The 25,857-nt window shown below is 61.2% G+C and carries 20 protein-coding genes, 2 tRNA genes and 1 pseudogene; 15 read left to right on the forward strand and 8 right to left on the reverse strand.

The window, feature by feature from the left end:
• The 3 genes and pseudogenes from GV818_RS17750 to GV818_RS17760 all read right to left on the reverse strand — a co-directional run.
• Positions 1-118, reverse strand: a pseudogene (locus GV818_RS17750) (iron ABC transporter substrate-binding protein); the annotation flags it as partial.
• 178 nt (positions 119-296) lie between these two features.
• Positions 297-383: transfer RNA gene (locus GV818_RS17755), tRNA-Leu, on the reverse strand.
• Between the two features lie 165 nt (positions 384-548).
• A tRNA-Leu gene (locus tag GV818_RS17760) sits at positions 549-635 on the reverse strand.
• Between the two features lie 225 nt (positions 636-860).
• Here GV818_RS17760 and rnr point away from each other — a divergent pair.
• From rnr to GV818_RS17825, 13 genes are all read left to right on the forward strand, one after another.
• Positions 861-3,488, forward strand: a complete 2,628-nt coding sequence (gene rnr, locus GV818_RS17765; protein WP_161777107.1) for a ribonuclease R — start codon at positions 861-863, stop codon at positions 3,486-3,488.
• Positions 3,485-4,240 (forward strand): 23S rRNA (guanosine(2251)-2'-O)-methyltransferase RlmB, encoded by a 756-nt coding sequence (gene rlmB, locus GV818_RS17770; RefSeq protein ID WP_161758983.1) that lies wholly within the window; start codon positions 3,485-3,487, stop codon positions 4,238-4,240. The genes rnr and rlmB overlap by 4 nt, the downstream gene beginning before the upstream one ends.
• A 249-nt stretch (positions 4,241-4,489) precedes the next feature.
• Complete coding sequence (gene rpsF, locus GV818_RS17775; RefSeq protein ID WP_020299424.1) at positions 4,490-4,915, forward strand: 30S ribosomal protein S6; 426 nt, start codon at positions 4,490-4,492, stop codon at positions 4,913-4,915.
• 28 nt (positions 4,916-4,943) lie between these two features.
• On the forward strand, positions 4,944-5,174 hold the full coding sequence (rpsR, locus tag GV818_RS17780; RefSeq protein WP_002551829.1) for a 30S ribosomal protein S18: 231 nt from the start codon (positions 4,944-4,946) through the stop codon (positions 5,172-5,174).
• A gap of 36 nt (positions 5,175-5,210) precedes the next feature.
• A complete protein-coding gene (locus tag GV818_RS17785) occupies positions 5,211-6,107 on the forward strand; it encodes a hypothetical protein (protein ID WP_161758984.1) in 897 nt (298 codons plus the stop codon).
• A gap of 19 nt (positions 6,108-6,126) precedes the next feature.
• Positions 6,127-6,573, forward strand: a complete 447-nt coding sequence (gene rplI / locus GV818_RS17790) for a 50S ribosomal protein L9 (RefSeq protein ID WP_161758985.1) — start codon at positions 6,127-6,129, stop codon at positions 6,571-6,573.
• Positions 6,574-6,699: 126 nt separating this feature from the next.
• Positions 6,700-8,097 carry a replicative DNA helicase gene (dnaB, locus tag GV818_RS17795; RefSeq protein ID WP_161758986.1) on the forward strand — a complete coding sequence of 466 codons (1,398 nt, stop codon included), beginning with the start codon at positions 6,700-6,702 and terminating at the stop codon, positions 8,095-8,097.
• A 158-nt stretch (positions 8,098-8,255) separates the two neighbouring features.
• Positions 8,256-10,553, forward strand: a complete 2,298-nt coding sequence (locus GV818_RS17800) for a YgiQ family radical SAM protein (RefSeq protein WP_161777108.1) — start codon at positions 8,256-8,258, stop codon at positions 10,551-10,553.
• Between the two features lie 173 nt (positions 10,554-10,726).
• Positions 10,727-11,668, forward strand: a complete 942-nt coding sequence (locus tag GV818_RS17805; RefSeq protein ID WP_178124975.1) for an NAD synthetase — start codon at positions 10,727-10,729, stop codon at positions 11,666-11,668.
• A gap of 2 nt (positions 11,669-11,670) precedes the next feature.
• On the forward strand, positions 11,671-12,114 hold the full coding sequence (locus GV818_RS17810) for a hypothetical protein (RefSeq protein ID WP_161777167.1): 444 nt from the start codon (positions 11,671-11,673) through the stop codon (positions 12,112-12,114).
• Positions 12,115-12,293: 179 nt separating this feature from the next.
• Positions 12,294-15,569 carry a DUF2126 domain-containing protein gene (locus GV818_RS17815; RefSeq protein ID WP_161777110.1) on the forward strand — a complete coding sequence of 1,092 codons (3,276 nt, stop codon included), beginning with the start codon at positions 12,294-12,296 and terminating at the stop codon, positions 15,567-15,569.
• Between the two features lie 88 nt (positions 15,570-15,657).
• Positions 15,658-18,144 carry a circularly permuted type 2 ATP-grasp protein gene (locus GV818_RS17820; RefSeq protein WP_161777111.1) on the forward strand — a complete coding sequence of 829 codons (2,487 nt, stop codon included), beginning with the start codon at positions 15,658-15,660 and terminating at the stop codon, positions 18,142-18,144.
• Positions 18,144-19,034, forward strand: a complete 891-nt coding sequence (locus GV818_RS17825) for a transglutaminase family protein (RefSeq protein ID WP_161777112.1) — start codon at positions 18,144-18,146, stop codon at positions 19,032-19,034. The genes GV818_RS17820 and GV818_RS17825 overlap by 1 nt, the downstream gene beginning before the upstream one ends.
• Before the next feature lie 120 nt (positions 19,035-19,154).
• Here GV818_RS17825 and GV818_RS34135 read toward each other — a convergent pair whose 3' ends face one another.
• The gene (locus GV818_RS34135; protein ID WP_178124976.1) at positions 19,155-19,331 is read right to left on the reverse strand and encodes a hypothetical protein; all 177 of its coding nucleotides are present in this window, start codon (positions 19,329-19,331) and stop codon (positions 19,155-19,157) included.
• Between the two features lie 68 nt (positions 19,332-19,399).
• Complete coding sequence (locus GV818_RS17830) at positions 19,400-19,987, reverse strand: TIGR00730 family Rossman fold protein (protein WP_161758806.1); 588 nt, start codon at positions 19,985-19,987, stop codon at positions 19,400-19,402.
• A 351-nt stretch (positions 19,988-20,338) separates the two neighbouring features.
• Here GV818_RS17830 and azu point away from each other — a divergent pair, with 351 nt between their 5' ends.
• Positions 20,339-20,785: an azurin gene (gene azu, locus GV818_RS17835; RefSeq protein WP_011058960.1), complete on the forward strand. Its 447-nt coding sequence runs from the start codon at positions 20,339-20,341 to the stop codon at positions 20,783-20,785.
• Positions 20,786-20,939: 154 nt separating this feature from the next.
• Here the strand turns inward: azu and nadE are convergent, their stop codons facing one another.
• The 3 genes from nadE to GV818_RS17850 form a co-directional block, all read right to left on the reverse strand.
• Positions 20,940-21,767: an ammonia-dependent NAD(+) synthetase gene (nadE, locus tag GV818_RS17840; protein WP_161758805.1), complete on the reverse strand. Its 828-nt coding sequence runs from the start codon at positions 21,765-21,767 to the stop codon at positions 20,940-20,942.
• Positions 21,768-21,770: 3 nt separating this feature from the next.
• Positions 21,771-22,985: a nicotinate phosphoribosyltransferase gene (gene pncB / locus GV818_RS17845; RefSeq protein ID WP_161758804.1), complete on the reverse strand. Its 1,215-nt coding sequence runs from the start codon at positions 22,983-22,985 to the stop codon at positions 21,771-21,773.
• Between the two features lie 202 nt (positions 22,986-23,187).
• Positions 23,188-24,090: a LysR family transcriptional regulator gene (locus tag GV818_RS17850; protein WP_161777113.1), complete on the reverse strand. Its 903-nt coding sequence runs from the start codon at positions 24,088-24,090 to the stop codon at positions 23,188-23,190.
• Positions 24,091-24,262: 172 nt separating this feature from the next.
• Here GV818_RS17850 and amaB point away from each other — a divergent pair, with 172 nt between their 5' ends.
• The gene (amaB, locus tag GV818_RS17855) at positions 24,263-25,753 is read left to right on the forward strand and encodes an L-piperidine-6-carboxylate dehydrogenase (RefSeq protein ID WP_161777114.1); all 1,491 of its coding nucleotides are present in this window, start codon (positions 24,263-24,265) and stop codon (positions 25,751-25,753) included.
• Positions 25,754-25,857: the final 104 nt, after the last annotated feature.

The following is a 25,857-nucleotide window of genomic DNA, read 5'->3' on the forward strand; positions in this document are numbered from 1 at the left end:
GGGTCAGAGAGACTGGATCAGCTGCTTGGGTGGGTGGGGAAGCCAGGGTCAGTCCCAGCAAAGTGATGGTCAAGCCGCGCAGAAGGGATGTTGGAAGGAGGGTATTTCTGAACATCATTCGCAGGTTTCCTCACTGTAGCGTCGCAAAAACTTGTAACAATCATAAACGATATCGTTTCTCATGTGGGTTTTGCGGAGGTAGCAGGAGGCGGAGAGATATAGGGAGGGCGTAAACGCAAAAACCCGCTTTCGCGGGTTTTTGTGAGACTTGAAAGCGCTGCTTTCAAGTTTTGAATTGGTGCCCAGAAGAAGACTCGAACTTCCACGACCTTGCGGTCACCAGCACCTGAAGCTGGCGTGTCTACCAATTTCACCATCTGGGCAGTATCGACGTTGTCGCCGTGTCGATGGAGCGCACTATACGGAGAGCGTTTTGATCTGTAAACCCCTGTTTTGGTTTTATTAAATCAAACACTTAGAATGCAAAAACCCGCTTTCGCGGGTTTTTGTTTGAGCGTTGAAATTGTTCTAATCTCAAGCTCTTGAATTGGTGCCCAGAAGAAGACTCGAACTTCCACGACCTTGCGGTCACCAGCACCTGAAGCTGGCGTGTCTACCAATTTCACCATCTGGGCAGCATCGCTGACGTCTCCGTCGTCGATGGCGCGCACTATACGGACGCTCTTTTAAGCTGTAAACCCCAAGGATCAAAAAATCTTGAAAAAAGTTGATGGGATCATGCTTAAGGACGTTTCTGGAGTGCTACGGAGGATTTTCCAGCGTTGTCTGAGCCTGAAATTTCCCGTTTCAATACGCGTATGCCAAACTAACCCGCATATAGACAAGGTGAAATTTATCTAATGGCCGATTGGCAGTCCCTCGATCCCGAGGCCGCTCGTGAAGCGGAAAAATACGAAAACCCTATTCCTAGCCGCGAACTTATCCTCCAGCACCTTGCTGATCGGGGTTCGCCTGCTAGTCGCGAGCAGTTGGTAGAAGAGTTTGGTCTGACCACAGAGGACCAGCTCGAAGCCCTGCGCCGCCGCCTGCGCGCCATGGAGCGCGATGCTCAACTGATCTACACCCGTCGCGGTACCTATGCGCCGGTAGACAAGCTCGACCTGATTCTCGGCCGCATAAGCGGTCACCGCGATGGCTTTGGTTTCCTGGTGCCGGACGACGGCAGCGACGACCTGTTCATGAGCCCTGCGCAAATGCGCCTAGTGTTCGATGGCGATCGCGCTCTGGCCCGGGTTTCTGGCCTGGACCGCCGTGGTCGTCGCGAAGGCGTGATCGTCGAAGTGGTGTCCCGTGCTCACGAAAGCGTTGTTGGTCGTTACTTCGAAGAAGGCGGTATCGGCTTCGTGGTGGCGGATAACCCGAAGATCCAGCAGGAAGTGCTGGTGACTCCGGGGCGCAACGCCAATGCCAAGGTCGGTCAGTTCGTTGAGGTTAAGATCACTCACTGGCCGACGCCGCGCTTCCAGCCGCAAGGCGACGTGGTAGAGGTGGTGGGCAACTACATGGCCCCCGGCATGGAAATCGACGTTGCCCTGCGCACCTACGATATTCCTCATGTATGGCCTGAAGCCGTGCTCAAGGAAGCTGCCAAGCTTAAGCCGGAAGTGGAAGACAAGGACAAAGAGAAGCGCATCGACCTGCGTGATCTGCCGTTCGTCACCATCGACGGTGAAGACGCCCGCGACTTCGATGATGCGGTCTTCTGCGAAGCCAAGCCTGGCAAGCTGCGCCTGTTCGGTGGCGGCTGGAAACTGTACGTGGCGATTGCCGACGTCTCCAGCTACGTGAAGATCGGTTCGGCCCTGGACGCTGAGGCTCAGGTGCGCGGCAACTCGGTGTATTTCCCTGAGCGGGTGATCCCGATGCTGCCCGAGCAGTTGTCCAACGGACTGTGCTCGCTGAATCCGAAAGTCGATCGTTTGGCCATGGTCTGCGAAATGACCATCTCCAAGTCCGGCGAGATGACCGACTATCAGTTCTATGAGGCGGTGATCCACTCCAAGGCGCGTCTGACCTACAACAAGGTCAGCGCTATTCTCGAACAGCCGAAAACCACCGAAGCCAAGCAGTTGCGTGGTGAATACGCTGACGTCGTGCCGCACCTCAAGCAGCTGTATGCGCTGTACAAGGTCCTGCTCGGTGCCCGGCATGCCCGTGGTGCCATCGACTTCGAAACCCAGGAAACCCGGATCATCTTCGGTTCCGAGCGCAAGATTGCCGAGATTCGTCCGACCACGCGCAACGATGCTCACAAGCTGATCGAGGAATGCATGCTGGCGGCCAACGTGGCCACTGCCGAGTTCCTCAAGAAGCACGAGATTCCGGCTCTGTACCGGGTGCACGATGGTCCGCCGCCGGAGCGTCTGGAAAAGCTCCGTGCTTTCCTTGGCGAACTGGGCTTGTCCCTGCATAAGGGCAAGAATGGTCCAACGCCGAAGGACTATCAGGCTCTGCTGGAAACCATCAAGGACCGTCCGGATTACCACTTGATCCAGACCGTGATGCTGCGCTCCCTGAGTCAGGCGGTGTATAGCGCCGATAACCAGGGGCACTTCGGCCTGAATTACGAAGCCTATACCCACTTCACCTCGCCGATCCGTCGTTACCCAGACCTGCTGACCCACCGGGCCATTCGCAGTGTCATCCACTCCAAGCAGGACACGCCACACGTGCGTCGCGCTGGAGCAATGACGATTCCGAAGGCGCGTATCTATCCGTACGATGAGGCAATTCTGGAGCAGCTCGGCGAGCAGTGCTCGATGAGCGAGCGCCGCGCCGACGAGGCTACTCGCGACGTGGTGAACTGGCTCAAGTGCGAGTTCATGAAGGATCGCGTGGGTGAGTCCTTCCCGGGTGTGATCACGGCCGTTACCGGTTTTGGTCTGTTCGTCGAGTTGACCGATATCTACGTTGAAGGCCTGGTGCACGTCACCGCCTTGCCGGGTGACTACTACCACTTCGATCCTGTGCATCACCGCCTGGCGGGCGAGCGCACCGGTCGCAGCTTCCGCCTGGGTGACACCGTGGAAGTGCGGGTGATGCGCGTCGACCTCGACGAGCGCAAGATCGATTTCGAGATGGCAGAAAAAACCATCAGCGCCCCGATCGGTCGAAAAAAACGCGGCACTGCGGATGCGCCAGTGAGCAAAACTGTCGAGGCGTCTGCTCCGGCCAAGGCCGGACGTCGCAGCTCCACCAAGGAAAAGGCCGGTGAGGCTTATCGTCCGAGCGATGCTGCGGCGAAAAATGCCGAACTGCGCAAAAGTCGTGAAATGAAGCAGGCGCTGCTGACTGAAGCGAAAAGCGGTGGCAAGGCGGCTTCTGGTGGAAAGTCCGGCAAGTCGGCTCCTGCAAGAAATAGCGACAAGCCCGCCAAACCGAGCAAACATCGTAAAGGTCCGCCCAAGGCGGGCTCCGCTTCCGGTGCGAAAAGCTCTGGGGCGCGTAAACCTAAGGCCAAGTCATGAGTCAGTTGGAAAAGATCTACGGCGTGCATGCTGTGGAAGCATTGCTGCGTCACCATCCCAAGCGGGTCAAGCAGATCTGGTTGGCTGAAGGGCGCAGTGAGCCTCGGGTTCAGGCGTTGGTGGATCTGGCGGCGCAGAACCGGGTTTCTGTCGGTCAGGCCGAGCGGCGTGAAATGGACGCTTGGGTTGAGGGTGTGCATCAGGGCGTGGTGGCGGAGGTCAGTCCGAGCCAGGTGTGGGGCGAAGCCATGCTCGATGAGCTATTGGATCGCACCGAAGGCGCGCCGCTGTTGTTGGTGCTCGATGGCGTGACCGATCCGCACAACCTCGGCGCTTGCTTGCGCACCGCCGATGCGGCAGGTGCCTTGGCTGTGTTGGTGCCCAAGGACAAGTCGGCAACCTTGACGCCGACCGTGCGTAAAGTGGCCTGCGGTGCTGCGGAAGTGATTCCGTTGGTGGCCGTGACCAACCTCGCGCGCACCCTGGAAAAACTCCAGCAGCGTGGTCTGTGGATCGTCGGCACTGCCGGCGAGGCTGAGCAGGAGTTGTACGATCAGGACCTCACTGGCCCGACCATCATCATCATGGGGGCGGAAGGCAAGGGCATGCGTCGCCTGACTCGTGAGCATTGCGACTACCTGGTGCGCCTGCCAATGGCTGGCAGTGTCAGCAGTCTCAACGTGTCCGTGGCCACTGGCGTGTGTCTCTTTGAAGCCATGCGTCAACGCAGCGCCAAGACCAAGAAGTCCTGACGCTCTTCTATAGGAGTCGGCTTGCCGGCGGACCGCATGCTACCGTCCATCGCCGGCAAGCAGGCTCCTATAGGTTGTTGTTCAAATAATCACCAATTGCCTTGCGCCGCTGTTCCCCCTTCTCTACAATTACGCCCCTTGCCGTGACGGCAGGCGCATATGTGCCTATCTCTGGCAAGACACACCAGTGTCATTCACTCCTTGTCTGACCGCTTATAGGCGGCAGGCTACAACCCGTAAGGAGCATTCATGCGTCATTACGAAATCATCTTTTTGGTCCACCCGGATCAAAGCGAGCAAGTCGGCGGCATGGTTGAGCGTTACACCAAGCTGATCGAAGAAGACGGCGGCAAAATCCACCGTCTGGAAGATTGGGGCCGTCGTCAACTGGCCTACGCAATCAACAATGTTCACAAGGCTCACTACGTGATGCTGAACGTTGAGTGCACCGGTAAAGCCCTGGCTGAACTGGAAGACAACTTCCGTTACAACGATGCAGTGATCCGTAACCTGGTCATCCGTCGCGAAGAAGCCGTTACCGGCCAATCCGAGATGCTCAAGGCTGAAGAAAACCGCAGTGAGCGCCGTGAGCGTCGTGACCGTCCTGAGCATTCTGACAGCGCCGATGGCGATGACAGCGATAACAGCGACGCCAGCGATAACGCTGACGAGTAATCCACGGACCTTTTGAGGAGCCAATTACATGGCACGTTTCTTCCGTCGTCGTAAATTCTGCCGCTTCACCGCTGAAGACGTGAAAGAGATCGATTACAAAGATCTCAACACTCTGAAAGCTTATGTATCCGAGACCGGCAAAATCGTTCCAAGCCGCATCACCGGTACCAAAGCTCGTTATCAGCGTCAGCTGGCCACCGCTATCAAGCGCGCCCGCTTCCTGGCCCTGCTGGCCTACACCGACAGCCACGGCCGCTGAGACCGGGCAGTCGACAAGTAGTAAGGGATTGAATGCATGCGCGCCTTAGCTGAGTTCATCATGCGCGGTCGTGTGCAGGCCACGTTAGTCGTGGCCGGATCTGCGGCATTGCCGCTGTTGTTCTGGTTGAGTGCCGCTGCGGGTTGCCTTGTGCTCCTTCGGCGCGGTTCGGACGCCCTTGGCGTCCTCGGAGTCGGGGTGCTTTCAGCATTGATTTGCTGGCACTTCCAGAAAGACCCCAGTGCACTGTTGGTGCTGCTTGGGTCTTGCGGTCTGGCGCTGGTGTTGCGCGCCGGCCACTCCTGGAATCGTGTGCTGTTGGCGAGCGTGGCGATTGCGCTGTTGTGTGTAGCGATATTGGGGACGTTGTTCAGTCCCTTTGTCGATGCGGTGACGCAGGAACTTGTAAAGGTCCTGCCACTGATGTTGGGTGAGGTCTACCAGCAGCTTTCGGTAGATCAGCGAGCCAACCTCGCCTCACTCGTTGCACCTATGGTGATCGGTTCGATTGCGATGATGTTCCAGGTCTTCAGCGTGCTGTGCCTGATTCTTGGGCGCTACTGGCAAGCGTCGTTGTACAACCCCGGTGGTTTTGGTCGCGAATTTCGCCAGATCAGAATCCCCAAGGGACCCTTGATGTTGCTGCTGGCATTGATGTTTGTGGGGCCGATTCTGAGCCCGCAAATGTGGATTCTGGTGCCGTTTTGCAGCGTACCACTGGTCCTCGCCGGGCTGGCCCTGATGCACGGGCTGGTGGCGCAGAAAAGACTGGCCAATTTCTGGCTGGTCGGGGTTTACGTCACGCTGCTGCCTTTGATGCACCTGCTCGTCCCGTTGCTCGTGGTCCTGACCATTGTTGACAGCCTGATTGATTTTCGCGGTCGTTTGGCGCCGAAAGACGCCGATGACGGCTCTGCGAACGGTGAAGGTTAAAAGTTAAGAGGATTTTCACATGCAACTGATCCTTCTGGAAAAAGTCGCCAACCTGGGCAACCTGGGCGACAAAGTGAATGTTAAGGCTGGTTACGGCCGTAACTACCTGCTGCCTTACGGCAAAGCCACTGCTGCGACCGCTGCCAACCTGGCTGCGTTCGAAGAGCGTCGTGCTGAGCTGGAAAAACTGGCTGCAGACCGTAAAACTTCGGCTGAAAGCCGCGCTGCCCAACTGGCTGAGCTGGAAGTGACTATCACTGCCACCGCCGGTGACGAAGGCAAGCTGTTCGGTTCGATCGGTACCCACGATATCGCTGATGCACTGACCGCCTCTGGCGTTGAAGTTGCAAAAAGCGAAGTTCGTCTGCCGAACGGCACCATCCGCAACGTAGGCGAATTCGACGTAGCCGTGCACCTGCACGCTGAAGTTGAAGCAACCGTACGCGTTGTTGTGGTGGCTGCTTAAGCAGCACTTGTCGGCTGGCACCCTCGGGTGCTTGTCGGTAACATCGGGCACGATCCTGTTTACAGGTCGTGCCCTTTGTCTTTCTGCTGATCCTGATTTCCACACCCCCCCGAATTCCAAGTGGCCATGAACGATATCTCCGCTCCCGAGCAATACGATCTGCAAACCGCTGCCCTGAAGGTGCCGCCGCATTCCATCGAGGCCGAACAGGCCGTGCTCGGTGGTCTGATGCTGGACAACAACGCCTGGGAGCGTGTGCTTGATCAAGTCTCGGACGGCGACTTCTATCGGCATGACCACCGCCTGATCTTCCGCGCGATCGCCAAGCTGGCCGATCAGAACATGCCGATCGACGTGGTCACCCTGTCCGAGCAATTGGACAAGGAAGGCCAGACGTCCCAGGTGGGTGGCCTGGGCTACCTCGGCGAGCTGGCGAAGAACACCCCGTCGGTGGCCAACATCAAGGCCTATGCGCAGATCGTGCGTGCGCGGGCAACCTTGCGGCAATTGATCGGCATCGCTACCGAGATCGCCGACAGTGCATTCAACCCCGAAGGCCGTACGGCGGAAGAGATTCTCGACGAAGCTGAGCGACAGATCTTCCAGATCGCCGAGGCCCGGCCAAAAACCGGCGGCCCGGTGAGCGTGAATGACCTGCTGACCAAGGCCATCGACCGTATCGACACCTTGTTCAACACCGACAACGCGATTACCGGCCTGTCCACCGGCTACACCGATCTCGACGAGAAGACCAGTGGCCTGCAGCCGGCCGACCTGATCATCGTTGCTGGCCGTCCGTCGATGGGCAAGACCACCTTTGCGATGAACCTGGTGGAGAACGCGGTACTGCGCAGCGACAAGGCGGTGCTGGTGTACTCCCTGGAAATGCCAGGTGAATCGCTGATCATGCGTATGTTGTCGTCCCTCGGCCGTATCGACCAGACCAAGGTCCGTTCCGGTCAGCTGGAAGATGACGACTGGCCGCGCCTGACCTCGGCGGTCAACTTGCTCAATGACCGCAAACTGTTCATCGACGATACCGCGGGCATCAGCCCGTCGGAAATGCGCGCACGGACCCGGCGCCTGGTCCGCGAGCACGGTGACGTCGGGCTGATCATGATCGACTACCTGCAATTGATGCAGATCCCGGGTTCGGGCGGCGACAACCGGACCAACGAAATTTCCGAGATCTCCCGTTCCTTGAAGGCTCTGGCCAAGGAATTCAATTGCCCGGTGGTGGCGCTGTCACAGCTCAACCGCTCCCTGGAGCAACGGCCGAACAAGCGCCCGATCAACTCCGACTTGCGCGAATCCGGAGCGATCGAGCAGGACGCCGACGTCATCATGTTCGTCTACCGGGACGAGGTCTATCACCCGGAAACCGAGCACAAAGGCATCGCCGAGATCATCATCGGCAAGCAGCGGAACGGCCCCATCGGCTTTGTCCGCCTGGCCTTCATCGGCAAGTACACGCGCTTCGAGAACCTCGCGCCGGGCAGTTACAACTTCGACGACGACGAATAACCCGTCTGGGCTCTCCTGGTGCCGGCATGCCGGTGCAGCGGGTCACACTGAATTCCGACCATTGCGGTCGGAATTGGTTATTTTTTGTGCTATATTCCGCGCCCGCGAATTTCCCGTAAATCCACGCGTCCTCTTCTACGCCAACACCGGTCATCGACATGCAAGCAGCCAAGCCGTTATTTGACTATCCAAAGTACTGGGCCGAATGTTTCGGGCCAGCGCCATTCCTGCCCATGAGCAGGGAGGAGATGGATCAGCTCGGCTGGGATTCATGCGACATCATCATCGTCACCGGTGATGCCTACGTCGATCACCCGTCGTTCGGCATGGCGATCATCGGCCGGCTGCTGGAGTCCCAGGGCTTTCGCGTCGGGATCATCGCCCAGCCCAACTGGCAGTCCAAAGACGACTTCATGAAGCTCGGCGAGCCGAACCTGTTCTTCGGCGTCGCCGCCGGCAACATGGACTCGATGATCAACCGCTACACCGCCGACAAGAAGATCCGTTCCGACGACGCCTACACCCCGGGTGGCCTGGCGGGCAAGCGTCCGGATCGCGCCAGCCTGGTGTACAGCCAGCGCTGTAAGGAAGCCTACAAGAATGTGCCAATCGTCCTTGGCGGCATTGAGGCTTCCCTGCGCCGCATCGCCCACTACGACTACTGGCAGGACCGGGTTCGCAACTCGATCCTGATCGATGCCAGCGCCGACATCCTGCTCTACGGCAACGCCGAACGGGCGATTGTCGAAGTCGCCCAGCGCCTGTCCTACGGCCACAAGATCGAAGACATTACCGACGTGCGCGGTACGGCTTTCATTCGCCGCGACACGCCTAAAGACTGGTACGAAGTGGATTCCACGCGTATTGACCGTCCGGGCAAGGTCGACAAGATCATCAACCCCTACGTGAATGCCCAGGACACCCAGGCTTGCGCCATCGAGCAGGACAAGGGACCGGTTGAAGATCCTCAGGAAGCCAAGGTGGTGCAGATTCTTGCCAGCCCGCGGATGACTCGGGACAAGACCGTGATCCGCCTGCCGTCCATGGAGAAGGTGCGCAACGATCCAGTCCTGTACGCCCACGCCAACCGCGTGCTGCATCTGGAAACCAACCCGGGCAACGCCCGCGCGCTGGTGCAGAAACATGGCGAGGTCGATGTCTGGTTCAATCCGCCGCCGATTCCCATGACCACCGAGGAAATGGACTACGTGTTCGGCATGCCGTATCAGCGCATTCCGCACCCGGTCTATGGCAAGGAAAAGATCCCGGCGTACGACATGATTCGTTTCTCGGTGAACATCATGCGTGGCTGCTTCGGTGGCTGTACTTTCTGCTCCATTACCGAGCACGAAGGGCGGATCATCCAGAACCGTTCCGAAGAGTCGATCATTCGCGAGATCGAAGAAATCCGCGACAAGGTCCCGGGTTTTACCGGGGTGATCTCCGACCTCGGCGGCCCGACCGCGAACATGTATCGCATTGCCTGCAAGACCCCGGAAATCGAATCCGCGTGCCGCAAGCCGTCTTGCGTGTTCCCTGGCATCTGCCCGAACCTGAACACCGACCACTCGTCACTGATCCAGCTGTACCGCAGCGCCCGTGCGCTGCCGGGGGTGAAGAAGATCCTCATCGCTTCGGGCCTGCGCTACGACCTGGCGGTGGAATCGCCGGAGTACGTCAAGGAACTGGTGACCCACCACGTGGGTGGCTACCTGAAGATCGCCCCGGAACACACTGAGGAAGGTCCACTCAACCAGATGATGAAGCCGGGCATCGGCAGTTATGACCGGTTCAAGCGGATGTTCGAGAAGTACTCCAAGGAAGCCGGCAAGGAGCAGTACCTGATTCCATACTTCATCGCCGCCCACCCGGGCACCACCGATGAAGACATGATGAACCTGGCCCTGTGGCTCAAGGGCAACGGTTTCCGTGCCGATCAGGTACAGGCCTTCTACCCGTCGCCGATGGCCACCGCCACCGCCATGTACCATTCGGGCAAGAACCCGCTGCGCAAGGTCACCTACAAGAGTGGCGAAGTGACCATCGTCAAGAGTGAGGAACAGCGTCGCCTGCACAAGGCGTTCCTGCGTTATCACGATCCGAAAGGCTGGCCGATGCTGCGCGAGGCCCTGCTGCGCATGGGCCGTGGCGACCTGATCGGCCCGGGCAAGAATCAGCTGATTCCGACCCACCAGCCGGCGACCGATAGCTACCAGAGCGCCCGGCGCAAGAACTCGACGCCGGCCGGCAGCCACAAGGTGGGCAAGGAAACCAAGATCCTTACCCAGCACACCGGCCTGCCGCCGCGGGCCAGTGACGGCGGCAACGCCTGGGACAAGCGTGAACAGGCCAAGGCTGCGGCATTTGCTCGTAACAAACAGGCCGCTAAAGAGCGTGCCGACGCGGCCAAGGGCAAAGGCAACAAGCCGACCCGCAAGCCGGTGGTACCGCGCTAAACCCCCAAAACGCCAGCCGCAGAGCTGGCGTTTTGCCGTTATGGCGACTGGTTTTATTTGCCGGCGGGCGGTCAACAAACACCCTGAGCTTTGTTAAGGTGGCGCGGTTTTTCAACAGGCTACCGCCAGGTTGGTGCTTGGCACCGGTGGTAGATGTCTTCTTCAGTTCAAGGATGAATAGCGTGACCAGCCTGTTAGCCGGCATCGGCATGGATTCCAATCGCTCGCAGTTTTTCGCCCGCCAACGCATCGAAAGCGAGATTGACCTGCCACGGCTGTTCGCCGCCATCGATTCCGATCCGGCGATTGTCGGCGCCGGGGTGGTGTACATCGACGCCGACTTCAATGTGGTGACCCTGCGCGAGTTCAAGCCGATCTGCAGCATTACCCCCAAGCGGCTGATCCTGCGTGAGGCCAAGAAGTACATCACGCCCCAGCAGTTTATCGAACAGGTGAAGAAGAACCCCCGCGAGTCGCGGCTGACCACTGAGGCGGTGAATACCACGCTGTCCTGTGGCGCCGCGCTGCTGGGCTGGATCGTGGTGTTCAGCGGCAGCATTGCGGTGCCGTTCACGGCGGGGGCCAGTGCGTTCATGGTCGGCCTGGGGATTGCCGCTGCGTCAGCCGGTACCGCCCAGTGCGGAATCGGTGGCCTGCGGGTGCTGAATGAAATCCACAACCCCGATGCCAACGACGAGATGGACGATGCCGAGTGGTACACCACCGTGTCACCGATTCTCGATGGAATATCCCTGGTGGGAGTGGGCGGCTCGGCGCTGACCACGGTCAAGCTGCTCAAGGCCAACAAGGCCTCCGGCATCGGCAAGAGCTGGTACCAGCTGCTGCGTGGGCTCAATCGCCAGGAGCGAGCCAAGCTCACCCGCGAACTGCTGACCCTGCGCGACCCTGGCCTGACGCCCAAGCTGCTGAAGCTGCGACAACGCGCAGGAGCGTTGCCCAAGCGCTACAGCTCGGCCGAGATCCGCCATGCCACGCTGACTCAGATCAAGGACTCCGTGGGCGCCGGCCTATCGGTCTGGGGCAGCAACAGGAGCGGCCTGCTGAAGGAAGGCAAGACCCTGGCCTTGGGCCTGTATGAGGAGTTCGACGAATGAAAATGCTCGGCGGCGGATCGATGCGGGCGTTCCTCGCGCGCTACTTCCCGATTTTCATGTTCACGGTGCTGTTGGGCTGTTTCAGCGCTTCGGCCTTGCTGTCCCTGGCGGGCACCACCTATTGGCGTGATCTGCTGCCAGCTCAGCGCACCGACTATCTGGGGATTGCCCTGATGGTGCTGATGCCGCTGCTGGTCCTTGGCAATCTGTTGATCATCCGTGGCCGCTCCTGGGCGGTGTGGGTGGTGGCCGGGTATTTTCTTGGCTGCCTGGCAATGACCATACCGATGATCCAGTACCGCCCTCATCAGGGTGTGTATCTGTTCGCAATCCTGCTGCCGTTGCTTGGGTTGCTGCTACTCAATAGCAAGCGGCACCGGGAAATGCGCGAGAAATTGCTGGAAGTCCGCCACGAGCGACAACGTGTCAAGAAAGCCGCCCGGTAGCGGCGCCGATGAGTCCGGCAGAGCCCGGTGCATTTGAGTGCGGCAGCTTGCACGCCGATGCACCGGTGCGCGATTTTAGTGCTGTACTGCGCTGAGTCGCTGAGCAAACCTGCGGACTTGTGCGCTGGCATAACTCTTGCGCGGGTTGCTCCACCGCTCAGGCCCGCAGGAGGCACGCCGTGTCGATTCATGTCGCATTGCACCATGTCACGCACTATCGCTACGACCGCGCCGTCGAACTGGGCCCGCAGATCGTCCGCCTGCGCCCGGCTGCCCACAGCCGCACGCGAATCCTCTCCTATGCGCTGAAGGTCCAGCCCGAGCAGCATTTCATCAACTGGCAGCAGGACCCCCAGGGCAACTATCTGGCGCGCCTGGTGTTTCCGGAGAAAACCGCTGAGCTACGGATCGAGGTGGATCTACTGGCGGAGATGGCGGTGTTCAATCCGTTCGACTTCTTCCTTGAGCCTTACGCGGAACAGATTCCCTTTGCCTACGCTGGCGATGAGCAGCGTGAACTCGCGCCGTATCTGCAAACCTTGCCCCTGACGCCGAGGTTCCAGGCCTACCTGGACGGCATCCCACGCACGCCGCTGCCGGCAGTGGACTTCCTGGTGGGCTTGAATCAGCGGCTCAGTGCCGACATCGCCTACCTGATCCGCATGGAGTCTGGCGTGCAGACCCCGGAGCAAACCCTGCTCAATGCTTCCGGATCCTGCCGCGACTCGGCTTGGTTGCTGGTGCAACTGTTGCGCAATCTGGGCCTGGCGGCGCGTTTCGTCTCTGGTTACCTGATCCAGCTGACGGCGGACGTCAAATCCCTGGATGGTCCTTCGGGCACCGAGGTGGATTTCACCGACTTGCACGCCTGGTGCGAAGTGTATCTGCCCGGTGCCGGCTGGATTGGCCTGGATGCCACCTCCGGGCTGTTCGCTGGAGAAGGGCACATTCCCCTGGCGTGTAGCCCCGATCCGTCTTCAGCGGCGCCTATCACTGGTCTGGTGGAGCCTTGCGAGTGCGAATTCAGCCATGAAATGAGTGTGGAGCGAATCTGGGAAGCCCCTCGGGTGACCAAGCCTTACACCGACGAGCAATGGCTGGCGATCCAGGCCCTGGGCCGGAAGATCGATGCCGATCTGCTGGAGGGCGATGTGCGCCTGACCATGGGCGGCGAGCCGACCTTTGTCGCCATCGACGACCCGGACAGCGCCGAGTGGAACACCGCGGCCCTGGGGGCTAACAAACGGCGCCTGTCCGGCGAACTGTTCCAGCGCCTGCGCCAGCACTACGCCCCCAATGGCCTGGTGCACTTTGGCCAGGGCAAGTGGTACCCGGGGGAACAGCTGCCGCGCTGGTCGCTGAACTGCCACTGGCGGCGCGACGCTGTGCCGATCTGGCAGAACAGTGCGTTGATCGCCGACGAACATGAGGATTACGGCGCCGACGCGCAGTTGGCCGAGCGCTTTCTCGCCAGCGTCGCCGAGCGCCTGAAGCTGCCAGCGCGCTTTGTGTTTCCCGCCTATGAGGACAACTTCTACTACCTGTGGCGCGAGGGCTGCCTGCCGTTGAATGTCAGCGCCGAGGACTCGCGACTCGAGGATGCCCAGGAGCGTCAGCGCCTGCGCAAGGTCTTCAGTCAGGGGCTGGACAAGGTCATTGGCCAGGTGCTGCCCCTGGCCCGCACAGCCCAGGGCGATCAATGGCAGAGCGGGCGCTGGTACTTGCGAGACAGCCATTGCCGCCTGGTGCCCGGGGACTCGCCGCTGGGTTATCGATTGCCCCTGGCTTCCCAGCCTTGGGTGACGGCGGCGGAGTATCCGTTCATTCATCCCACCGATCCGAACCAGGACTTCGCCGAACTGCCGGACCGTGCGCAATTGCACGCAGTCAGTGAACCGGCGGCGTTGGATGAGCGCGTGCCGCAGGTCGATCAATCTGCGGATTGGCTGACCCGCACCGCCCTGTGTGCCGAAGCGCGCGAGGGGCGGTTGTACCTGTTCATGCCTCCTCTGGAACGGCTTGAGGATTATCTGCAGCTAGTCGGCGTGATCGAGGCCACCGCCGACGAGCTGCGCTGTCCGGTGCTGCTGGAGGGCTACGAGCCGCCGGCGGACCCGCGCCTGTGCAACTTCCGGGTGACCCCGGATCCGGGGGTAATCGAAGTCAACGTGCAGCCCTCCGTTAGCTGGGACGAGTTGGTAGAGCGCACCGAGTTCCTCTACGAGCAGGCTCGGCAGACTCGCCTGACCAGTGAGAAATTCATGATCGATGGGCGTCATACCGGTACCGGTGGCGGCAACCATTTTGTTCTTGGTGGGGCAACCCCGGCGGACTCGCCGTTCCTGCGGCGCCCCGACCTGCTGCGCAGCCTGATCAGCTACTGGCACAATCACCCGTCGCTGTCCTACCTGTTTTCCGGCTTGTTCATCGGCCCGACCTCTCAGGCACCAAGGGTCGACGAGGCGCGCAACGATGCGCTGTACGAACTGGAAATAGCCTTCGCGCAGATGCCCGAGTCCGGAGAAGAGTGCGCCCCTTGGCTGGTGGACCGGCTGTTGCGCAACCTGCTGATCGACGTCACTGGCAACACTCACCGCGCCGAGTTCTGCATCGACAAGCTGTACTCGCCGGACGGCCCCACTGGGCGCCTCGGCCTGCTGGAACTGCGGGCCTTTGAAATGCCACCCCATGCACGTATGAGCCTGGTCCAGCAGTTGTTGCTACGGGCACTGGTGGCGCGTTTCTGGCGCGAGCCCTATGCCCCGGCCAAGCTGGCGCGCTGGGGCACCGAGTTGCACGATCGTTTCCTGCTGCCGCATTTCATCGAACAGGATTTCGCCGATGTGCTGGTCGAGTTGAACGTCGCGGGATATCCGCTGCGCGCCGAATGGTTTGCCGCGCACCTGGAGTTCCGTTTTCCCAAGGTGGGCGACTACGCGGTCAGCGGCATTGAATTGGAGTTGCGCCAGGCTCTGGAGCCCTGGCATGTGCTGGGGGAGGAAGGCGCGCCCGGGGGCGCCGTGCGTTATGTCGACTCTTCCCTGGAACGCCTGCAGGTCAAGGTCAGCGGGTTAGTGGCCCAGCGTCATGTGCTGACCTGCAACGGTGTGGCGCTACCGTTGCAGCCTACCGGGCGGGTGGGGGAATTCGTTGCCGGGGTGCGTTATCGCGCCTGGCAGCCGGCCAACTGCCTGCAACCGACCATCCCGGTGCATGCGCCGCTGGTATTCGATCTGCTGGATACCTGGATGCAGCGATCCCTGGGCGGTTGCCAATACCATGTGGCCCATCCCGGCGGGCGCAATTACCACAGCCTGCCGGTCAATGCCAATGAGGCGGAGAGCCGGCGCATGGCGCGTTTCTTCCGTCTCGGTCACAGCCCCGGCAGCTTGGCGGTGCCGCCCCTGGTGGTCAACGACGAGCTGCCCATGACCCTGGATTTGCGACGTTTCTAATCCACCTGCGACGCCTGAGAGATAGCCATATCCGGGCGTCATGGCTGTGCGTTAATCTGACTTTCCCTGCCGTCTGCACGAGTGTTCCATGCCTGACTTGCTAGACCGTTACCCGCTGACGGCGGGTCCCTACCACGAGCTGTTGGATCACCAGGGGACAGTCCGGGCGCACTGGCAGCGCCTGCTCGAACAGTTGCAGCGCAGCAGTCCCACACAGTTGGCCCAGCGCCAGGCACTGCTGACCCGGCAGATCCACGAGAACGGTGTCACCTACAACGTCTATGCCGACCCCAAGGGCGCCGACCGGCCCTGGGAGCTGGATTTGCTGCCCCATGTGATCCCGGCCGATGAGTGGCAGCGATTGTCCGCCGGGATCGCTCAGCGGGCCCGCTTGCTGAATGCCGTGCTGGCGGATTTGTACGGCCCGCAACGGCTGGTCCGTGAGGGCTTGCTGCCGGCGGAGCTGGTGTTCGGGCACAACAATTTTCTCTGGCCGTGTCAGGGCATCCAGCCACCAGAGGAGATCTTTCTGCACTTGTATGCGGTGGATCTGGCGCGTACCCCCGATGGGCGCTGGTGGGTCACCGCCGATCGCACTCAGGCGCCATCCGGGGCCGGTTATGCCCTGGAAAACCGCATGATCGTGTCTCGGGCCTTCCCGGATCTGTACCGCGACCTGCAGGTGCAGCACCTGTCTCGGTTCTTCCGTGCCTTGCAGGAAACCCTGGCCCGCCAAGCGCCGCGGGATACCGAGGCGCCGCTGATCGTGCTACTCACCCCGGGGCGCTTCAACGAGAGTTACTTCGAGCACCTGTACCTGGCACGACAGCTGGGCTACCCGCTGGTGGAGGGCGGCGACCTGACGGTGCGCGATGCCACGGTGTACCTGAAGACCCTTAGCGGGCTGCGGCGGGTGCACGCGATCATGCGTCGCCTGGACGATGATTTCTGCGATCCCCTGGAACTGCGCACCGATTCCGCTCTCGGGGTTCCCGGGCTGCTGGACGCCGTGCGCCAGGGGCGGGTGCTGGTGGCCAATGCCCTGGGCAGCGGGGTGCTGGAGTCTCCCGGGCTGCTGGGCTTCTTGCCGAAAATCAGCCAGTACCTGCTGGGTGAGGAGCTGCTCCTGCCCTCCATTGCCACTTGGTGGTGTGGCGAGCCAGCAGTGCTGCAACAGGCCCTGGAGAAGCTCCCGGAGTTGCTGATCAAACCGGCCTTTGCCTCCCAGAGCTTCACCCCGGTGCTGGGTCGCGACCTGAGCCCCGAGCAGCGTGCGAGCCTCGCCGAGCGTATGCGTGCGCGGCCTTACGCCTATGTCGCCCAGGAGTTGCCGCAGCTGTCCCTGGCGCCAGTCTGGCATGCCGAGGACGGCCTGTTGCAACCCCGGGCCATCGGTATGCGGGTGTATGCGGTGGCCAGTGATGAAGGCTATCGAGTGCTGCCTGGTGGCTTGACCCGGGTCGCTGCGGATGCCGACGCCGAGGTGGTGTCGATGCAGCGCGGCGGTGCCAGCAAGGACACCTGGGTGCTAGGCGAGCGAGCGCCCAGCGGCGAGCCATGGAAAGCCCAGCGCACCCTTGGCGTCTATGACCTGGTACGGCGTGATCCCTACCTGCCGTCGCGGGTGGTGGAGAACCTGTTCTGGTTCGGTCGTTACTGCGAACGTTGTGACGGCAGTGCACGGCTGCTGCGAATCATGCTGGCGCGTTACGTCGACGGCGACGATCCACAAGCCTTGTTGGCAGCAGTGGACCTGGGGGAAAGCCTGATGCTGTTGCCGGACGAGGGCGAGTTGCCCGAACGGCTGCTGGCAGCCCTGCTCGGCGAGGATTGGTCGTTCAGCCTGCGCTCCAACCTGCAGCGCCTGCAGTGGGCTGCCTCCCAGGTGCGCGGCAAGCTGTCCCGGGAAAACTGGCAGGCCCTGGTGGAGTTGCAGCGCGAGGCCCAGGAGCTGGATACGCCTGAGCCGGATTTCGGTGAGCTCCTGGATTTTCTCAACCGTCTGGTGATGTCCCTGGCGGCGCTTTCGGGGTTCGCTCTGGACGATATGACCCGGGACGAAGGTTGGCGTTTTCTGATGATAGGCCGGCGCATCGAACGCCTGCAGTTTCTCAGCAGCAGCCTCGCAGCGTTCCTGCGGGGCACCGCAGCCTTCGATCAGGCCGGCCTGGAATGGTTACTGGAACTGGGTAACAGCAGCATCACCTATCGCTCGCGTTATCTGGCGGTGGCGCAGTTGATCCCGGTTCTCGACCTGCTGCTGCTGGATGAGCAGAACCCCCATGCGGTGCTGTTCCAGCTCAAGCTGGTGACGCGCACCCTCAAGCGTCTCAACGACGACTTCGGCGTGCCCCGTGAGCTGACGCTGCCGAGGTTGGTGGAGCGCCTGGCGCATTTCGACCTCGGTTGCCTGGAGAACTCCCTGTTCGGCGAGGCCAGCGTGCGGGCCGCGCTGGATGGGCTGGCGGACCTGTTGCATGAGATCGCCGAGGTCAGCGGCCAGGTTTCCGATCGCCTGGCCTTGCGGCATTTCGCCCATGTGGATGATGTCAGCCAGCAAACGGTGTCGGTCTGATGAGCGCGCGTTACCAGATTTTCCATGACACGCATTATCGCTATGACAGCCCGGTGTCCCTGGCCCAGCAACTGGCGCACCTGTGGCCTCGGGCCTGTGCCTGGCAACACTGCACTCAGCGGCAACTGCTGATCAGTCCCGAGCCCACCACCCGCCGCGATGAGCGGGATGTGTTCGGCAATCCGCTGACCCGCCTGGCTTTCGAGCGGCCCCATGATGAACTGCTGGTCAATGCCCAGCTCAGTGTCGAAGTGCTGGATCGGCCGTCACTGGATTTCGCCGCCTCCCTGGCCTGGGATGCCGCTCGTAGCACCCTGACCTATAGCGGCCGGCCGCTGTCCATGGCCTTGCTGGAGGCCTGCCGTTACCGTTTCGAATCACCCTATGTGCACCTCAAACACAGCTTCGTAGCGTTTTCCGAAAGCTGCTTTGCCCCGGGGCGGCCACTGTTGCAAGGCGTCCAGGCATTGATGGAAAAGATTTTCAGCGAGTTCACCTTCGACGCCGAAGCCACCCAGGTGGCGACGCCGTTGGTGGAGGTGCTGGAGCGCCGGCGCGGGGTGTGCCAGGACTTCGCCCACCTGATGCTGGCTTGCCTGCGTTCGCGTGGGTTGGCGGCACGCTACATCAGTGGTTATCTGCTGACCCAGCCACCGCCAGGCCAACCTCGGCTGATCGGTGCCGATGCCTCCCATGCCTGGGTTTCGGTATTTTGCCCGGTGCTTGGCTGGGTGGATTTCGACCCCACCAACAACGTGCAGCCGGCGTTAGAGCACATCACTCTGGCTTGGGGGAGGGATTTTTCCGACGTCTCACCGTTGCGCGGGGTGATTCTCGGCGGCGGCAGCCATGATCCGGAAGTCCGGGTTACCGTGATGCCATTGGAATAACGCGGGAGCCGGCTTGCCGGCGAAGGGGGGATGTTGCGCAGGGCTTGAGGAGGTATTCGCTGACAAGCCAGCGCCTACCGCCACCCTGTGGGCCTGAGTGGATCCTCAGGCCCATTGCAGTCAGGCCTGGGGCGCCTGAGGCTCGGCGTCGTCGACGCTCACTTCACCTTCGGCATCCGAGGGCAGTGGGTTGGCTTCGTCGGCGGCGGCTTTCTTGCGTTGCAGCTTTTCCTCTTTCTTCTGTTCCTTGGCTAAATCGCGTTGACGTTTGGCGAAGGAGTAATTGGGTTTAGCCATGGGCGATCCTCTGGGGTCGAAGGTGAGGTTGAGCGGCGCGTATTCTGCCTGTTATCGGGCACGGAGGGTTAGTCGGGTTTACTCTCGGCCCATTTGGCCGGAACCGAAGGCTGCCAAGCGTCCAGGGCATCCAGCAGGCCTGCGGGCGACTCGCTCATTTGCAGCATGTCACGGTGCGGGGCTCGGACGAAGCCTTCGCCGACGATATGGTCGAGAAAACCGCTGAGTTTTTCATAGAAACCGTTCACCTCCAGCAACCCCAGGGGCTTGCGGTGGTAGCCCAATTGGCCCCAGGTCCAGACTTCGAACAACTCCTCCAGGGTGCCGAGGCCGCCGGGCAGGGCGATGAAGGCGTCGCTGAGTTCGGCCATGCGCGCTTTGCGCGCGTGCATGCCGTCCACCACCTCCAGGCGGGTCAGGCCACTGTGGCCGATTTCCGAGTCTTTCAGGCTTTGCGGGATGATCCCGATCACCTGACCGCCGGCTGCCAGGGCCGCGTCGGCAACGATGCCCATCAGGCCCACTGCGCCGCCGCCATAGACCAGGGTCAACTTGCGCTCGGCCAGAGTGCGGCCCAAGGCTTGGGCGGCTTCGCGATAAAGAGGGTTGGTGCCGGTGCTGGCGCCACAGAATACACAGACAGAAGTTAACGACATGCCTTACTCCGAGCTCATTGATGGCCTCAGAATAAAGGCTGAAACAACTGACTCCAAGTACTAAACCTCGCGTTGCGCGGTTGCATAAGTACCGCTGGCACCACAGGCGTAGGCGGCGAGCAAGCTGCGAAACAGGCTGTTGAACGGCATGACCAAAGCTCCAATAGAGGGGGACGGAGCGATTCTAGGGCGTGGGGCGGTGGGCGGCTGTTAGATTGTCTTGATCGGCCTGATAGCAGAGAGTTGTATACAGTTCTTTGATGCAAATCATAGGAACTTGGCGAAAATTCAGGCAGTCTTCCGTTCCATGGATTCAGATGGATTTTGTTAACCCTGCCTTGGAGATTCACCATGTTTGCCAAACTCGTTGCGGTATCCCTGCTGACACTGGCCAGCAGCCAATTGATGGCCGCCGAATGTAAGGTCGATGTCGACTCTACCGACCAGATGTCCTTCAACACCAAGGAGATCACCATCGACAAGAGCTGCAAAACCTTCACCGTGAACCTGACCCACTCCGGCAGCCTGCCGAAGAACGTCATGGGCCATAACTGGGTACTGAGCAAAACCGCAGACATGGCTGGCATTGCCACCGACGGCATGGCTGCCGGCATCGACAAGAGCTACCTGAAAGAAGGCGACACCCGCGTCATCGCCCACACCAAGATCATTGGTGCTGGCGAGAAAGACTCGGTGACCTTCGATGTGTCGAAGCTGACCGCAGGCGAAAGCTACCAGTTCTTCTGCTCGTTCCCAGGTCACAACTCGATGATGAAAGGCGCTGTGGTCCTGAAGTAACAGGTTGACCCGGCTGCACCAAGAAAGCGCCCCGAGGGGCGCTTTTTTTGTGTGCATCCGTAGGAGCGGGCTTGCCCGCGAAGAGGCCCTTGAGCCTTGTGCAGCATCAAGCTGCCCTTTCGCCGGCAAGCCGGCTCCTACAGAGCGAGGCGGGTCAGGGGGCGAAGGGCATCACGCGTTTGTGATGAGTCTTGCGGTAGGTGTCGCAGATGATCTTGAACGCTTCTTCACGCACCGGCTGGCCATGGAGGAAGGCATCGATCTCGGTGTAGGTGACACCGTGGGAGGCTTCATCCGGCTTGCCCGGCGACAGGTCTTCAAGGTCGGCGGTGGGGATCTTTTCCACCAGCGACTCCGGGGCGCCGAAATACCGGGCGATGGTTCGCACCTGGTGTTTCACCAGGCCACTCAGGGGGGCCAGGTCACAGGCGCCGTCACCGAACTTGGTGAAGAAACCCATCACCGCTTCGGCAGCGTGATCGGTGCCGATCACCAGGCCGTGGGCGGCGCCGGCGATGGTGTACTGGGCGACCATGCGCATCCGCGCCTTGGTGTTGCCGAGGACAAAGTCCCTGGACACCGCGTGCTGCCCTTCGAAGGCCGCCACTTCATTGGCCAGGGCCTTGACCGCCGGACCGATGTTCACCGTGTGGCGCTCGTCCGGGTTGATGAAGTCCACCGAGGCTTGGGCGTCGTGCTCGTCGAACTGGGTTTCGTAGGGCAGGCGCACGGCGATGAAGCGATACTTGTCATCGCCGCTGCGCTCGCGCAGCTCACGCATCGCCCGCTGGGCCAGCAGCCCGGCGGTCAACGAGTCGACACCGCCGCTGATGCCCAGCACCAATGACTTGAGCCCGGAATTGACCAGGCAATCCTGGATGAAACGGACGCGTCGGGCGACTTCCGCCTCCAGCGCCGCGTGGTCGGGAAAAGGTGCTTGGACCTTGAGCTGTTCAGCAATCTCACGCTGTACGGCTTGCATGATTCACTCCTTGCCAGGTTGGGCAGGTACTTGGAAAACGTGGCGCAAGTAGGCGACGAAGTTCGGATCCTTGCAATGGGTCTTGCCCGCTTCATCGGAGATCTTGGCGACGGGCTGGCCATTGCAGGCGGCCATTTTAAGCACGATGCTCATCGGCTCGACACCGGGAATATCGCAGGTCAGGTTGGTGCCTATGCCAAAGCTGACGTTGATCCGCCCCCGCAGTGCGCGGAATATTTCCAGGGAGCGGGATAGCGTCAGGCTGTCGGAGAACACCAGGGTCTTGCTCATCGGGTCGATGCCCAGTTTGTGGTAGTGGGCGATGGCCTTCTCCGCCCAGAGGATTGGGTCCCCGGAGTCATGGCGCAGGCCGTCGAACAGCTTGGCGAAGAACAGATCGAAATCACCCAGGAAGGCCTCGGTGGTGATGCAGTCGGTGAGGGCGATGCCCAGCAGGCCGCGGTATTCGCGGACCCAGCAGTCGAGGGCGGCGATCTGGCTGTCGATCAGCCGTGGGCCCAGTTGCTGGTGGGCCATGATCCACTCGTGGGCCATGGTGCCCAGGGGCTTCATGTTCAGCTCCCGGGACAGGTGCACGTTGCTGGTGCCGACAAAGCGCCCGGGGAAGTCGTGTTTGAGCACGTTCACCACTTCCTCCTGGACCCGGTAGGAGAAGCGTCGGCGGGTGCCGAAATCCGCCACCTGCAGCTCGGAAAGCTCTTCACTGCTGGCGTTGGCGCTTAGCCAGTCGAACTTGCGATACAGCTGCTCCCGGGCCTGCACCAGCTGGATTTCGCGGTAGCGATAGCGGTTGCGCACTTCACTGATGATGGCCAGCATCGGCACTTCAAACAGGATCACGTGCAGCCAGGGGCCGCGCAGGCGGATAAACAGCTCGCCGTTCTCGATGCCGGTGTGTACATAGCGCAGGTTGAAGCGGAACAGCCCGAGAAAACGCAGGAAGTCTGGCTTGAGAAAGCTGATGCGTTCGAGAAAGCCCAACTGGTCGGCGCTCAGGTTCAACTCCCCGAGGCGCTCGAACTGATAGCGGATCTCCGCCAGATAGGGCCGCAGATCCTCGCTATTACGGCAACGAAACTCCCATTCCACTTCCACATTGGGGTAGTTGTGCAGCACCGCCTGCATCATGGTCAGTTTGTAGAAGTCGGTGTCGAGCAGGTTCTGCACGATGCGATCGGCAAACACACTCTCGCTCATAACGGGAATCTCCATGCTGGCCGCAACAGACAGCGGCGGCTTCAGCTCTTTCTGTGAAGGCGCTAGTGGCGCATAGACGCCCGGCGCTTTGCCAGTGTTTTTTCGTGGTGGGTGATTGTCCGGCCGTAGGAGCTGGCTCGCCAGCGAATCAATCTTCAGCCTTGTGCAGGGCTCAAGGGCCTGTTCGCCGGCAAGCCGGCTCCTACGGGAGGGGGGAATCGTTGTGTTCGAGCATCCAGCGCACGAAGTCGCGAACCTTGGGCACCTCCGCCGAATGCTCGGGGTAGGCCAGGTAGTAGGCGTCCTGGCTGGGCATGGCGTGCTCCCAGGCGATCACCAGCTTGCCTTCGGCCAGTTCTTCCTCCACCAGGAACCTGGGCAGCAGCGCTACGCCACAACCAACCTGAGCCGCACGGATGCACATATAGAAGGTCTCGAAACGCGGGCCGTGATAGCTGTGCTCGGTCTGGTAACCCTGCTGGTCGAACCACTCGTGCCAGCCCTGGGGCCGCGAGGCGTTCTGCAACAGCACCAGGTCGGTCAGCTGCCTGGGGTCGGTCAAGGGCGTGGCGGGCAGGTTGTCGGGGGCGCAGACCGCCACCAGTTCCTCGCTGAACAATTTCAGGCTCTCGGTGCCGGGTCGCGAGCCCTGGCCGAAGTAGAACGCCAAGTCGCTGTGGCCCTGGAGCAGTTCGTCCGGTTCCTGCTCGTTGCACAGGTCCAGGTGGATATGCGGATGGCGCAGGCGCCAGCCCTTGAGTCGCGGCACCAGCCAGCGCGCGCCGAACGTGTAGGGCGTGGAGACCCGCAACACTTCGGTCTCGCCGCCGTAGGAGCGCAGGTAATGGGTGGACATCTCCACCTGGGTGAGGATCTTGCGCACCTCCACCAGGTACAGGTCGCCGGCCGGAGTCAGTTGCAGGCGCCGGCGCACCCGGCGAAACAGCAGGTGTTGCAGCAGTTCTTCCAACTGCGCGACTTGCTTGCTCACCGCACTCTGGGTCAGGTTGAGTTCCTCGGCCGCGCGGGTGAAGCTCAGGTGCCGGGTCACGGCCTCGAAGCACTGCAAGGCAGTGATCGACGGCAGGTAGCGTTTGTTCAGCATGGCTTGTCCTTGTTCTTATCGGTGCTGGATGCCGGCTCAGCATGAATAAACGGAATGATATCTCGCTTAAAGGTCGTTTGTTGGCAAGTCTCAGGCCAGCTACAACTACAGGCCTTGATGGCCGTCGCAGCGGTCGGGATTTTTCGCTTTTAACCTGTAAGGAGTGACCCCCATGGTTGCCGTATTGCTTGATCGTCTGGGTGTGAACCCGGCCCTGTACCAGTCGGGCTCCCAGCCTGTGCATTCGCCCATCGACGGCAGCCGGATAGCCGCGGTGAACTGGCAGGGCGCTGCCGAAGTCGAGCAGCAGGTCAGTCGCGCAGAGCATGCATTCGCCCTTTGGCGCAAGGTGCCGGCGCCCCGTCGCGGTGAGCTGGTACGGCAATTGGGTGAGGTGCTGCGCGAGTTCAAGGCCGATCTTGGCGAACTCGTGTCATGGGAGGCCGGCAAGATCACCCAGGAAGGCCTGGGGGAAGTGCAGGAAATGATCGACATCTGCGACTTCGCCGTCGGCCTGTCCCGTCAACTCTACGGCTTGACCATCGCCTCCGAGCGCCCAGGCCATCACATGCGTGAAACCTGGCACCCGCTGGGGGTGGTGGGAGTGATCAGCGCGTTCAACTTCCCGGTGGCGGTCTGGGCCTGGAACACCACCCTGGCGCTGGTGTGCGGCAACCCGGTGATCTGGAAACCTTCGGAGAAGACGCCGCTCACTGCCCTGGCTTGCCAGGCGTTGCTCGAGCGCGTGCTGAACAACTTCCAGGACGCCCCCGAGTACCTGAGCCAGGTGATCATCGGCGGCCGTGACGCCGGTGCCGCCCTGGTGGACGACCCGCGTGTGGCACTGATCAGCGCTACCGGCAGTACCCGCATGGGCCGTGAAGTGGCGCCGAAGATCGCCGCGCGTTTTGCCCGGAGCATTCTCGAACTGGGGGGCAACAACGCGATGATCCTCGGCCCGAGCGCGGACCTGGACATGGCCGTGCGTGCCATCCTGTTCAGCGCCGTCGGCACCGCCGGCCAGCGTTGCACTACCTTGCGCCGGTTGATTGCCCACGAATCGGTGAAAGAGGAAATCGTCGTCCGGCTCAAGGCGGCCTATTCCAAGGTGCGCATCGGCCACCCGCTGCAGGGCAATCTGATCGGCCCGCTGATCGACAAACACAGCTTCGATGCCATGCAGGATGCCCTGGAGCAGGCCTTGAGCGAAGGCGGCCGGGTCTTTGGCGGCCAGCGTCAGTTGCAGGACACCTTCCCCAACGCCTACTACGTGGCGCCAGCGATTGTCGAAATGCCGGAACAGAGCGACGTGGTCTGTAGCGAGACATTTGCCCCGATCCTGTATGTGATCGGCTACAACGACTTCGAAGAAGCGCTGCGCCTCAACAACGCCGTGCCCCAAGGCCTGTCGTCGTGCATCTTCACCACCGACGTGCGTGAAGCCGAGCAGTTCATGTCGGCGGTGGGCAGCGACTGCGGCATCGCCAACGTCAACATCGGCCCGAGCGGCGCGGAAATCGGTGGCGCCTTTGGTGGCGAGAAGGAAACCGGTGGCGGTCGCGAGTCCGGTTCCGACGCCTGGCGCGGTTACATGCGCCGCCAGACCAACACCGTCAACTACTCCCAGGAATTGCCGCTGGCCCAGGGCATCACCTTCGACTGAGCAGGCGGCCATTCGGGCTTTTACCGCGAGCCAGTCCGCCCCTGCAGAAGGACCTGTAAACCTTTGCAGGGGCGAGCTTGCTCGCGATCCGCGGTAAATGCGCT

Origin of the sequence: Pseudomonas sp. Fl4BN1 (assembly GCF_009908285.1) — a bacterium.
GTDB lineage: Bacteria > Pseudomonadota > Gammaproteobacteria > Pseudomonadales > Pseudomonadaceae > Aquipseudomonas.